The organism is Streptomyces sp. NPDC048718, from assembly GCF_043198875.1.
GTDB lineage: Bacteria > Actinomycetota > Actinomycetes > Streptomycetales > Streptomycetaceae > Streptomyces.
Genome location: NZ_JBICVG010000023.1, coordinates 1 through 12,517, shown reverse-complemented (window position 1 = coordinate 12,517; position 12,517 = coordinate 1). Strand labels below are relative to the sequence as shown.

The window sequence follows — 12,517 nt, the reverse complement described above, 5'->3', positions numbered from 1 at the left end:
AACTATCGCAAAAAATCGGGCCTTTCGGAACGCATTGTCCACAGTGCCCGAGCGCGGTTTGCCGGGGCGCGGGTCAGGCCCGCCGGCCAGGAATCACCACGAGGGGAAGCAGCAGGTGAGTATGACGGCCCCAGCCACGGCCAGCAGAGCAGGTCAGTCGGCTCCCGCGCCCGTGTTCCAAGGCGGTACCGGCTTCTGCCGGGTGACCGTCGTCGCGCCCGACGGCCGCGTCGACGTGGCACTGCCCGAGGACATCGCGCTCGCCGATCTCTACCCGGAGATCCTCCGACTGTCCGGCCAGACCCCCGTGCCCGGCGCCCCGGTCGGCTACCACCTGGTACGCCGCGACGGCACCGTCCTCGACGGCGGCCGGTCGCTGGCCTCCCAGCGCATCCTCGACGGCGAACTGCTGTCGCTGCGCCCGTTCGCCGAGTCGCTGCCCCCGGCCGTCTTCGACGACGTCTCCGACGCCGTCGCCTCCGCCGTCTCGCGCGACCGCACCCTGTGGTCCGACGCCCTGATGCGCGGCGCCGGCCTCTTCGGCGGCTCGGTCCTGCTGATCCTGCTCGCCTTCGTCCTGTGGACGGCTGCGCCCCGGCACGACATGCACGGCCTGTCCGGCATCCTGGCCGGCGTCACCGCCGTCCTCCTGCTGGCCCTCGCCGCCGTACGCGCGCGGGTCTACGACGACCGCGACTCCTCCGTCGCCCTCGGCATGGGCGCCCTGGCGAACTCCGCCGTCGCGGGCGCCGGACTGCTCCCGCTGGCCGACGGGCAGGGCATCGGCAAGCTCCAGTTCCTGCTCGCCTGCGCCGCCGTCCTCGTCTGCGCCGTGATCCTCACCGTGGTCTCCCCGCGCGGCGACGGCCCCTTCGTCGCGTTCGTCTTCGCCGCCGCCGTCGGCATGATCGTCGGCTTCGCGGCCATCCTCACCCGGCTGACCACGGCCGAGTCCGCCGCGGTCTGCGCCCCCTTCGCGATCGGGGCGCTCGCCTTCCTGCCCGGCCTGTCCACCCGCTTCGCGCGCCTCCCGATCGGCTTCGAACCGCCCCGCAGCAGCGTCGGCGGCAGCGGATACGGCGCCGAGACCGAGCCGCAGGGACCGGTCGACGCCGCCCGGATCGCCGCCCAGGCCCGCCGCGGCCACGAACTCCTGGTCGGTCTCGTCGGCGGCTGCGCGCTCGTCGCCGTCGCCTCGGCCGCCGTACTCGGCTTCTCCGACAACGTCTGGGGCCAGCTCCTCGCCCTCGCGACCGGCGTGGCCATGCTGATGCGCGCCCACCTGTTCCGCTATACCGCGCAGGTCGGCTGCGCCCTCGCGGCCGGCCTCGGCGCGCTGGTCCTGCTCGGCCTCGGCCTGTGCCTGAACCCGCCCACGGACCTCCTGATCGCCGCGCTCAAGGGCGACGGGACGGCGCTCGACATCCGTACGGTCTGGCTCTCCGCCGCGATCGCGGGCGTCGCCGCCCTCCTCACCGCCATCGGCCTCATCGTGCCGCGCAAGGGCGTCACCCCGTTCTGGGGCCGTTTCCTGGAGGTCGCGGAGACGTTCGTCCTGCTCACGCTGCTGCCGCTGTGCCTGGCGGTCTTCGACGTCTACCACTCCATCCGGGCGCTCACGTCCTGATCGATCCGAGCGCGCGCCCCCGGGGCCTGCCCTTACGGATCCCGCCGGGCTCGCGGGCCCCGGCACGCACTCCCCCGTGGCCCTTCGGGCACGGGAGGTGCCCCCACCGCGTTGTCTCCCTCCTCCGCCTTGCGATCGCCGCTCGGCATCCGAAGGATGAATCAATGCGCCGAGACGGAGCGAGCGAAGCGAGTGCAGTGCACCGGACCCCGCTCCCTGATCCGGCCTGACCCGGAAGGCAGCCCCTAACCCCCTGGTAGACTCGGCGGCAGCCGTTCGTGTACGCGCTTTTGGAGGCCCCGGGCCTCGGGAAGCAGCGCTCATCGGCCTTTCGCCCACGAGTCATGGAAGTCCCCCTGAGGTTCAGACCAGGGGCACTCGCGGGCGCACGAACACAACGAGGAGAACCGCGTGGCTCTCGACACCGCTGTCAAGAAGCAGATCATGGCCGAGTTCGGCACCAAGGAGGGCGACACCGGCTCCCCCGAGGTCCAGGTCGCGATGCTGTCCCGCCGCATCTCTGACCTGACCGAGCACCTCAAGGCTCACAAGCACGACCACCACTCCCGTCGTGGTCTGCTGATCCTGGTCGGCCAGCGTCGCCGCCTGCTGCAGTACCTGGCCAAGAAGGACATCCAGCGCTTCCGTACGCTGGTCGACCGCCTCGGCATCCGCCGTGGTGCGGCCGGCGGCGCCAAGTAAGTCGCCGTGAAGGGAGCGGTTCCCACTTTCAGGGGGCCGCTCCCTTTGCTGTACGTGCGCGAGGGTGGCACCGGCGCATAGTCTGGTGACCGACACACCCCGCCGTACCCACCGCGCGAGAAGCAGCCGGGCCGCCGCCGGTCCTCGGTAGTGGCCCCCGGACACCGATCCGGGAGCTTCGATCGAAGACCGGCCCGCCGATTCAGCTTCTCCCGCACCGTCCGCGCGCCACACGGGCCCGCGGACGCAAAGACGAAACGTAGGAGAAACCGCTAGTGGAGAACGAGACCCACTACGCCGAGGCCGTCATCGACAACGGCTCCTTCGGCACCCGCACCATCCGCTTCGAGACGGGCCGTCTGGCCCGCCAGGCCGCCGGCTCCGCCGTCGCGTACCTGGACGACGACACCATGGTCCTTTCCGCGACCAGCGCGTCGAAGAAGCCCAAGGACCAGCTCGACTTCTTCCCCCTGACGGTGGACGTCGAGGAGCGGATGTACGCCGCCGGCAAGATCCCCGGCTCCTTCTTCCGCCGTGAGGGCCGGCCCTCCGAGGACGCCGTCCTCACCTGCCGCCTGATCGACCGCCCGCTGCGCCCGTCCTTCAAGAAGGGCCTGCGCAACGAGATCCAGGTCGTCGCCACGATCATGGCGCTCAACCCCGACCACCTGTACGACGTCGTCGCGATCAACGCCGCGTCCGCGTCCACCCAGCTGGCCGGTCTGCCCTTCTCCGGTCCGATCGGCGGCGTCCGCGTCGCGCTGATCAAGGGCCAGTGGGTCGCCTTCCCGACGCACACCGAGCTCGAGGACGCCGTCTTCGACATGGTCGTCGCGGGCCGCGTCCTGGAGGACGGCGACGTCGCGATCATGATGGTCGAGGCCGAGGCCACCGAGCAGACCATCCAGCTCGTCAAGGGCGGCGCCGAGGCGCCGACCGAGGAGATCGTCGCCGCCGGTCTCGAGGCCGCGAAGCCGTTCATCAAGGCCCTGTGCAAGGCGCAGTCGGACCTCGCCGCCAAGGCCGCCAAGCCCGAGGCCGAGTTCCCGATCTTCCTGGACTACCAGGACGACGTGTACGCCGCGCTCTCCGACGCCGTGCGCTCCGAGCTGTCCCAGGCGCTCACCATCGCCGGCAAGCAGGACCGCGAGGCCGAGCTGGACCGCGTCAAGGAGCTGGCCGCCGAGAAGCTCCTCCCGGCCTTCGAGGGCCGCGAGAAGGAGATCTCCGCCGCGTACCGCTCCCTGACCAAGGCCCTGGTCCGCGAGCGCGTCATCAAGGACAAGGTCCGCATCGACGGCCGCGGCGTCACGGACATCCGTACGCTCGCCGCCGAGGTCGAGGCCATCCCGCGCGTGCACGGCTCCGCCCTGTTCGAGCGTGGCGAGACCCAGATCCTGGGCGTCACCACCCTCAACATGCTCCGCATGGAGCAGCAGCTGGACACCCTCTCCCCGGTGACCCGCAAGCGCTACATGCACAACTACAACTTCCCGCCGTACTCCGTCGGCGAGACCGGCCGCGTCGGCTCCCCGAAGCGCCGCGAGATCGGCCACGGCGCGCTCGCCGAGCGCGCGATCGTGCCGGTTCTGCCGACGCGCGAGGAGTTCCCCTACGCGATCCGTCAGGTGTCCGAGGCCCTCGGCTCCAACGGCTCGACGTCCATGGGCTCGGTCTGCGCCTCCACCATGTCGCTGCTGAACGCCGGTGTGCCGCTCAAGGCCCCCGTCGCCGGTATCGCCATGGGCCTGATCTCCCAGGAGATCAAGGGCGAGACGCACTACGTCGCCCTCACCGACATCCTCGGTGCGGAGGACGCCTTCGGCGACATGGACTTCAAGGTCGCCGGTACGAAGGAGTTCGTCACCGCCCTCCAGCTCGACACCAAGCTGGACGGCATCCCGGCCTCCGTCCTGGCCGCGGCCCTCAAGCAGGCCCGCGACGCCCGCCTCCACATCCTCGACGTGATGATGGAAGCGATCGACACGCCGGACGAGATGTCCCCGAACGCCCCGCGGATCATCACCGTCAAGATCCCCGTGGACAAGATCGGCGAGGTCATCGGCCCCAAGGGCAAGATGATCAACCAGATCCAGGAGGACACCGGCGCCGAGATCACGATCGAGGACGACGGCACCATCTACATCGGTGCCGCCGACGGCCCGGCCGCCGAGGCCGCCCGCGCCACGATCAACGGCATCGCCAACCCGACCATGCCGGAGGTCGGCGAGCGCTACCTGGGTACGGTCGTCAAGACCACCACCTTCGGTGCCTTCGTCTCCCTGCTCCCGGGCAAGGACGGCCTGCTGCACATCTCGCAGATCCGCAAGCTCGCCGGTGGCAAGCGCGTGGAGAACGTCGAGGACGTGCTCGCGATCGGCTCCAAGGTCCAGGTCGAGATCGCCGAGATCGACCAGCGCGGCAAGCTCTCCCTGATCCCCGTGATCGAGGGCGAGGACGCTGACAAGGACGCCACCGACCAGTGACGTCCCGTAGTTCCGTGACGACGGCCCGCCCCTCCACCGAGGGGCGGGCCGTCGCCCGTACCCAAACGCTTCTGCCGGGCAAGGACGGCGTCGGCACGGTCCGTCGCACCACCCTCCCCGGCGGTCTCCGCATCGTCACCGAGACCCTGCCCTCGGTGCGCTCCGCCACCTTCGGCATCTGGGCGCACGTCGGCTCCCGGGACGAGACCCCGACCCTCAACGGCGCCACCCACTACCTGGAGCACCTCCTCTTCAAGGGCACCGCCAAGCGTTCCGCCCTCGACATCTCCTCCGCGATCGACGCGGTCGGCGGCGAGATGAACGCCTTCACGGCGAAGGAGTACACCTGCTACTACGCCCGGGTCCTCGACACCGATCTGCCGCTGGCGATCGACGTCGTCTGCGACATGCTGACGGGCTCGCTCATCCTCGACTCCGACGTGGACGCCGAACGCGGCGTCATCCTGGAGGAGATCGCGATGACCGAGGACGACCCCGGTGACGTGGTGCACGACCTGTTCGCGCAGACCATGTTCGGCGACACCCCGCTGGGCCGCCCGGTCCTCGGCACCGTCGACACGATCAACGCGCTCAGCCGTGAGCAGATCGCCCGCTTCTACAAGAAGCACTACGACCCGACCCACCTGGTCGTCGCCGCCGCCGGCAACGTCGACCACGCCACCGTGGTACGCCAGGTCCGCCGCGCCTTCGAGCGCGCCGGCGCCCTGACCCGTACCGCCGGCCCCATCGCCCCGCGCGAGGGCCGGCGCACCATCCGCACGGCCGGCCGGGTCGAGCTGCTCGGCCGCAAGACCGAGCAGGCGCACGTGGTCCTCGGCATGCCGGGCCTGGCCCGTACCGACGATCGCCGCTGGGCCCTCGGCGTGCTGAACACCGCCCTCGGCGGCGGCATGTCCTCCCGCCTCTTCCAGGAGGTACGGGAGAAGCGCGGCCTCGCCTACAGCGTGTACTCGTACACCTCGGGCTTCGCCGACTGCGGCCTGTTCGGCGTGTACGCGGGCTGCCGCCCCAGCCAGGTCCACGACGTGCTGCGGATCTGCCGCGACGAGCTGGACAAGGTGGCCCAGGACGGGCTCACCGACGAGGAGATCGGCCGCGCGATAGGCCAGCTCTCCGGGTCCACCGTGCTCGGCCTGGAGGACACCGGCGCGCTGATGAACCGCATCGGCAAGAGCGAGCTGTGCTGGGGCACCCAGATGTCGGTCGACGACATGCTGGGACGGATCGCCGCCGTCACCCCCGACGAGGTGCGCGCGGTCGCCCGTGACGTCCTGGAGCAGCGGCCCTCGCTGTCGGTGATAGGCCCGCTGAAGGACAAGCAGGCCGACCGCCTCCACAGCGTGGTCGGCTGACCTTCTCCTCCGCACAGATCCGCACCAGAAGGAAGCATCAGATGAGCAAGCTGCGCGTGGCGGTCCTCGGGGCCAAGGGCCGTATCGGCTCCGAGGCGGTCAGGGCCGTCCGGGCCGCCGAGGACATGGAACTGGTCGCGGCCCTCGGCCGCGGCGACTCGCTGGAGTCGCTGGTCGAGGCGGACGCCCAGGTCGTCGTCGAGCTGACCACCCCCGACTCGGTCATGGACAACCTCGACTTCTGCGTACGCCACGGCATCCACGCGGTCGTCGGGACCACCGGCTGGACCGAGGAGCGCCTCGCGCGGCTGACCGGGTGGCTGGAGAAGTCCCCGGCCACCGGTGTCCTGATCGCTCCGAACTTCTCCATCGGCGCGGTCCTCACCATGAAGTTCGCGCAGCTCGCCGCCCCGTACTTCGAGTCCGTCGAGGTCGTCGAGCTGCACCACCCGAACAAGGTGGACGCCCCGTCCGGCACCGCTGCCCGGACGGCCCAGCTGATCGCCGCGGCCCGTGCCGAGGCCGGCCTCGGCACCCAGCCGGACGCCACCGCGACCGCCCTGGACGGCGCGCGCGGCGCGGACGTGGACGGGGTCCGGGTGCACTCCGTACGCCTGCGGGGCCTCCTGGCCCACCAGGAGGTGCTGCTCGGCGGTGAGGGCGAGACCCTCACTGTGCGGCACGACTCGCTGCACCACTCCAGCTTCATGCCGGGCATCCTCCTGGGCGCCCGCCGCGTGAGCGCCGTCCCGGGCCTGACCTTCGGTCTGGAACACTTCCTGGACCTGGGCTGACGGCCATGGGCGGAAAGATCACGTACGTCTTCCTGGCCACCGTCCTCGTCCTCGTCTTCGGCGTGGTCGGGATGGAAGGGGTCCTGCTCCTGCTGACCGGGGAGCCCGCGGCCATGGGCATGGGCGCCATAGCGTTCGTGCTGCCGGTGGTCGGGGCCTGGTTCCTGTGGAAGAACACCGTCTTCGCGCGCCGGGCGAACCGGCTGGCCGCGGAGCTGGAGGCCGAGGGCGGCCTGCCCGTCGACGAACTGCGGCGCACCGAGGGCGGCCGGATCGACCGTGACTCGGCCGACGAGGTCTTCGCCCGGCGCAAGGCCGAGACCGAGGACACGCCGGACGACTGGCGCTGCTGGTTCCGGCTCGCGGTGGCCTACCACGACGCCCGCGACACGCCGCGGGCGCGCAAGGCGATGCAGCGCGCGATCACCCTGCGCGACGCGGCGGTGTAGGCGGTTCCGCGGACACGTAAGAGCGCATGCGAAGGGGGCCCGGCGTCACCGCCGGGCCCCCTTCGCATGTCCGTGGCTTTCTACTGCCTCGTCACGGCCTTTTCACGGCTCTCAGCGGGGGCCGGGGCCAAGGCCGGAGCGGTCGCGTACTCCGTGTACCAGGCCTCGACCGTGTCGGCGGCGCGGTCGAAGGCCTCGACCCGGGAGAGGAAGTCCGCGTTGTGGTCCGTGAGCAGCGCGGCCGGCGCGCCGCCGTCGCGGACGAGGACCAGGGCCTGGCCCTGGACCGTACGCGGCAGGCCCAGCCAGCGCACCGGCTGCTGCGCGGTGCGGACGGCGCCGGTCTGCCGCCAGGACGTGGTCCTGGTGGAGAAGAACGAGACATGCCGCAGACCGGCCCGGCTCACCCAGACGCCCATCCGCAGCGTGCGCAGCGCGGCGGCGATGACCAGGGCGGCGACACCGAAGGTGAGCAGCGCTCCGCCGGTCGCTCCGGCGGCGGCGATGACCACGGCCGCGAGCAGCACGAACGAGGCGAGCAGCAGCGCGAGCGCGGCGATCCCCACCCGCCACGGGCCGGGCCGGTACGGTCTGCGCCACTGATCGTGGTCGTCGAAGGGCAGCGCGATGTCGTCCGCATCGAAAGCACGGTCGGCCGTCAGGAAGGGCAGGGGCACGACAGGTCCTCACTCACAAGCACGTTCGGTGGCTGTGCCCGGTGAGGCTACCTCAGCGGCTATCGGAAGCCTCGGACTGCTGCTGGTGCCCGTTCGCGTCCCCCGGCTGGAGGGACGGCATGCCGAAGACGAGGGCTCCGACGAGCCCCGCGGCAAGGGTCAGCCCGAGCAGCGTACGGCCCAGGACCTGGGAAACCGTGGGCCGTTCCCGGGGCGGGGGAGTGACGTTACTGCGGAATTCGTCGGCCTCCGCGACGAACGCGAACGGTACGGCCTCTCGCCGGGGCGACATCAGGGCACTCTCCTTGGTCCAGGTCGTCTTCTTCGTCGTCTCGACTGCTTCTCGGGTCGTGGTCGACGGGCCTTCACCTGTACAGACGAACGAATCGACGAAGAGGTGCCGTTTTTCACCAAACCGGCCGAATCTCCTTCTTGGGTATGACGTCGATACAGTGGACGACCGCAGCCCCCTACTGCGCGAGCCGACGGAAGGACCCCAGGTGACCGACACACCCCCAGAGGACATGAAGATCGAGTTCCGGAGCGACGTCACTGTTGAGCTGGTCAAGAGCGCCGCGGCCGACTCCGACGTCCTGTGGGCGGCGCGGGTGTCCACCGCGGGCGAGCAGTCCCTCGAAGAACTCCAGAAGGACCCGGAGCGCTCCAAGGGCCTGATCAACTACCTGATGCGGGACCGGCACGGCAGCCCGTTCGAGCACAACTCGATGACGTTCTTCATCAGCGCCCCGATCTTCGTGTTCCGCGAGTTCATGCGGCACCGGGTCGGCTGGTCCTACAACGAGGAATCGGGCCGCTACAGGGAGCTGCAGCCGGTCTTCTACGTGCCGGGCGCCGACCGCAAGCTGGTCCAGGAGGGCCGCCCGGGCAAGTACGTCTTCGTCGAGGGCACCGAGGCCCAGTTCGACCTGGCCGGCCGGGCCATGGAGGACTCGTACCGCCAGGCGTACGCGACCTACCAGGAGATGCTGGAGGCCGGCATCGCCCGCGAGGTGGCCCGCTCGGTGCTCCCGGTGGGTCTGTTCTCCTCGATGTACGCCACCTGCAACGCCCGCTCGCTGATGCACTTCCTCGGCCTGCGCACCCAGCACGAGCTGGCCGCGGTGCCGTCCTTCCCGCAGCGGGAGATCGAGATGGTCGGCGAGAAGATGGAGGAGCACTGGGCCCGGCTGATGCCGCTGACCCACGCTGCCTTCAACAAGAACGGCCGTGTGGCCCCGTAAGGGACGCACAGACGACCCCGGCCGACGAGGTGTCCGTATTGCGGCGTTTCGTGAAGTTCATCTAGGCTGATCAAACGGACCCGGCACTGCTTGAACCCCCGAGCAGGCAGTGCCGGGCTCCTTTTGTGTCAGCCCCTAAGGGGCATCCGGCCCTGAGCAGCGAGTAGCGTGTTACCCATGGCTCCGATCTCCACTCCGCAGACCCCCTTCGGGCGGGTCCTCACCGCCATGATCACGCCCTTCACGGCGGACGGCGCACTCGACCTCGACGGCGCCCAGCGACTGGCCGCCCATCTCGTGGACGCCGGCAACGACGGTCTGATCGTCAACGGCACCACCGGTGAGTCTCCGACCACCACCGACGCGGAGAAATCGCAGCTCATCGAGGCCGTCCTGGCGGCCGTGGGCGATCGCGCCCATGTCGTCGCCGGCATCGGGACCAATGACACCCGGCACACCCTGGAGCTGGCCCGCGCCGCGGAGCGCGCCGGAGCGCACGGCCTGCTCGCCGTCACGCCGTACTACAACAAGCCCCCTCAGGAGGGGCTGTACCGGCACTTCTCGGCCATCGCCGACGCCACCGAGCTTCCGGTGATGCTCTACGACATCCCCGGCCGCAGCGGCGTCCCGATCGACACCGAGACGATCGTGCGCCTCGCCGAGCACCCGCGGATCGTCGCCAACAAGGACGCCAAGGGCGACCTCGGCCGCGCGAGCTGGGCCATCGCCCGCAGCGATCTCGCCTGGTACTCCGGTGACGACATGCTCAACCTGCCGCTGCTCTCCGTGGGCGCCTGCGGCTTCGTCTCGGTCGTCGGCCATGTCGTCGCCCCGGAGCTGCGCGCGATGCTCGACGCCTTCCTGGCCGGCGACGTCCACAAGGCCACCGAGATCCACCAGCGGCTGCTGCCGGTCTTCACCGGCATGTTCCGCACCCAGGGCGTCATGACCACCAAGGCCGCCCTCGGCCTCCAAGGCCTTCCGGCCGGGCCGCTGCGGCTGCCCCTCGTCGAGCTGACCGCCGAGGAGACCGCCCAGCTCAGGGTCGATCTCGCCGCCGGCGGGGTACAGCTCTGACTACCGACTTCATAAAAGAAGACCCGTAACTGAATACGACAAGTAAGTGCACGATTGTCATGCGCGCCACGTGCCGAGCCGGTACGTGGCGCGCATGGTGAGGAGAGTCTTTTGAGCCATCCGCATCCTGAACTCGGCGCCCCGCCGAAGCTCGCCAAGGGAGCCCTGCGCGTCACCCCGCTCGGCGGCCTCGGCGAGATCGGCCGGAACATGACGGTCTTCGAGTACGACGGCCGTCTTCTGATCGTCGACTGCGGCGTCCTCTTCCCCGAAGAGGAGCAGCCGGGCGTCGACCTGATCCTTCCCGACTTCACCACCCTCCAGGACCGTCTCGACGACATCGTCGGCATCGTCCTGACCCACGGCCACGAGGACCACATCGGTGGCGTGCCGTTCCTGCTGCGCATGCGGCAGGACATCCCGCTCATCGGCTCCAAGCTGACCCTCGCGCTCATCGAGGCGAAGCTCCAGGAGCACCGCATCCGCCCCTACACCCTCGAGGTGACCGAGGGGCAGCGCGAGCGGTTCGGCGACTTCGACTGCGAGTTCATCGCCGTCAACCACTCCATCCCGGACGCCCTGGCCGTCGCGATCCGCACCCCCGCGGGCATGGTCGTGCACACCGGTGACTTCAAGATGGACCAGCTCCCGCTGGACCACCGCCTCACCGACCTGCACGCCTTCGCGCGGCTGAGTGAGGAGGGCATGGACCTCCTGCTCACCGACTCGACGAACGCCGAAGTCCCGGGCTTCACGCCGCACGAGCGCGACATCTCCAATGTGCTGCGCAACGTGTTCGCGAACGCCCAGAAGCGCATCATCGTGGCCAGCTTCGCCAGCCACGTGCACCGCATCCAGCAGATTCTCGACGCCGCCCACGAGTACGGCCGCCGGGTCGCCTTCGTCGGCCGCTCGATGGTCCGCAACATGGGCATCGCCCGCGACCTGGGCTATCTGCGCGTCCCGGCCGGTCTCGTCGTCGACGTGAAGACGCTCGACGACCTTCCGGACGACGAGGTCGTGCTGGTCTGCACCGGCTCCCAGGGCGAGCCGATGGCCGCGCTGTCCCGGATGGCCAACCGCGATCACCAGATCCGGATCGTCCCCGGCGACACCGTGATCCTCGCGTCCTCGCTCATCCCGGGCAACGAGAACGCGGTCTACCGCGTGATCAACGGCCTGACCCGCTGGGGCGCCCACGTCGTCCACAAGGGCAACGCCAAGGTCCACGTCTCGGGCCACGCCTCGGCCGGCGAGCTGCTGTACTTCTACAACATCTGCAAGCCGAAGAACCTCATGCCGGTCCACGGTGAGTGGCGCCACCTGCGCGCCAACGCCGAACTCGGTGCGATGACGGGTATCCCCAAGGACCACATCGTCATCGCCGAGGACGGCGTCGTCGTCGACCTGATCGACGGCCGCGCCCGCATCACCGGCAAGGTCCAGGCCGGCTACGTGTACGTGGACGGCCTCTCGGTCGGCGACGTCACCGAGTCCTCCCTCAAGGACCGCCGCATCCTCGGCGAGGAGGGCATCATCTCGGTGTACCTGGTCGTCGACTCGACCACGGGCAAGATCGTGGGCGGCCCGCACGTCCACGCCCGGGGCTCCGGCATCGAGGACAGCGCGTTCGACGCGGTGCTCCCGAAGATCGACCAGGTCCTGAACAAGTCCGCCCAGGACGGCGTGGTCGAGCCGCACCAGCTCCAGCAGCTGATCCGGCGCACGGTCGGCAAGTGGGTCTCCGACACCTACCGCCGCCGCCCGATGATCCTCCCGGTGGTCGTCGAGGTCTGATCGGCCGGCCCGCCCGCGGGCCCGCCACTGGAGCGGGGCGCCTCGATTTGCATCGGGGCGCCCCGCTCCAGTACGTTTACGGCTCCGCCAGCGGGGAACCCCCGGACACCAGCGTGTGACCGGACGGGAGAAACCGGGAAGCGGAAATCCGACTCGGAACTTCTGATAAAGTCGGAAAGCGCCGAAAGGGCCCGAGGGCGAAAGCCTGAAGGAACGGAAAGCGCGGAGCGGATCGGATCGAAAAGGTCTGATAAGCTCGAAACGCCGGAAGGGAACGGAAGCGAAAGCGACCGG

Annotated in this window: 11 protein-coding genes; 9 read left to right on the top strand and 2 right to left on the bottom strand. The window is 70.0% G+C overall.

The features are described from left to right. Positions 1-121 precede the first annotated feature (121 nt). From eccD to ACGFRB_RS31015, 6 genes are all read left to right on the top strand, one after another. Positions 122-1,627: a type VII secretion integral membrane protein EccD gene (gene eccD, locus ACGFRB_RS31040; RefSeq protein ID WP_393247795.1), complete on the top strand. Its 1,506-nt coding sequence runs from the start codon at positions 122-124 to the stop codon at positions 1,625-1,627. 411 nt (positions 1,628-2,038) lie between these two features. After that, on the top strand, positions 2,039-2,329 hold the full coding sequence (gene rpsO, locus ACGFRB_RS31035; protein WP_359884726.1) for a 30S ribosomal protein S15: 291 nt from the start codon (positions 2,039-2,041) through the stop codon (positions 2,327-2,329). A gap of 275 nt (positions 2,330-2,604) precedes the next feature. Next, positions 2,605-4,815: a polyribonucleotide nucleotidyltransferase gene (locus tag ACGFRB_RS31030; protein ID WP_363011939.1), complete on the top strand. Its 2,211-nt coding sequence runs from the start codon at positions 2,605-2,607 to the stop codon at positions 4,813-4,815. Further along, positions 4,812-6,188, top strand: a complete 1,377-nt coding sequence (locus tag ACGFRB_RS31025) for a pitrilysin family protein (protein WP_363011938.1) — start codon at positions 4,812-4,814, stop codon at positions 6,186-6,188. Before ACGFRB_RS31030 ends, ACGFRB_RS31025 begins: the two co-directional genes overlap by 4 nt. A 41-nt stretch (positions 6,189-6,229) precedes the next feature. Next, complete coding sequence (gene dapB, locus ACGFRB_RS31020) at positions 6,230-6,982, top strand: 4-hydroxy-tetrahydrodipicolinate reductase (RefSeq protein ID WP_393247793.1); 753 nt, start codon at positions 6,230-6,232, stop codon at positions 6,980-6,982. Between the two features lie 5 nt (positions 6,983-6,987). Next, entirely contained in the window at positions 6,988-7,431 is a 444-nt protein-coding gene (locus ACGFRB_RS31015) for a hypothetical protein (RefSeq protein ID WP_393247791.1), read from the top strand. 80 nt (positions 7,432-7,511) lie between these two features. Here the strand turns inward: ACGFRB_RS31015 and ACGFRB_RS31010 are convergent, their stop codons facing one another. Next, on the bottom strand, positions 7,512-8,108 hold the full coding sequence (locus ACGFRB_RS31010; RefSeq protein WP_393247789.1) for a hypothetical protein: 597 nt from the start codon (positions 8,106-8,108) through the stop codon (positions 7,512-7,514). A 52-nt stretch (positions 8,109-8,160) separates the two neighbouring features. Further along, the gene (locus tag ACGFRB_RS31005; RefSeq protein WP_393247787.1) at positions 8,161-8,400 is read right to left on the bottom strand and encodes a hypothetical protein; all 240 of its coding nucleotides are present in this window, start codon (positions 8,398-8,400) and stop codon (positions 8,161-8,163) included. A 208-nt stretch (positions 8,401-8,608) separates the two neighbouring features. Between ACGFRB_RS31005 and thyX the strand changes: the two genes are divergently transcribed. From thyX to ACGFRB_RS30990, 3 genes are all read left to right on the top strand, one after another. Then, positions 8,609-9,349: an FAD-dependent thymidylate synthase gene (gene thyX, locus ACGFRB_RS31000; protein WP_363011934.1), complete on the top strand. Its 741-nt coding sequence runs from the start codon at positions 8,609-8,611 to the stop codon at positions 9,347-9,349. Positions 9,350-9,526: 177 nt separating this feature from the next. Further along, entirely contained in the window at positions 9,527-10,426 is a 900-nt protein-coding gene (gene dapA, locus ACGFRB_RS30995) for a 4-hydroxy-tetrahydrodipicolinate synthase (RefSeq protein ID WP_393247785.1), read from the top strand. 111 nt (positions 10,427-10,537) lie between these two features. Next, positions 10,538-12,223 carry a ribonuclease J gene (locus ACGFRB_RS30990; protein ID WP_393247783.1) on the top strand — a complete coding sequence of 562 codons (1,686 nt, stop codon included), beginning with the start codon at positions 10,538-10,540 and terminating at the stop codon, positions 12,221-12,223. The last annotated feature ends 294 nt before the right edge of the window (positions 12,224-12,517 follow it).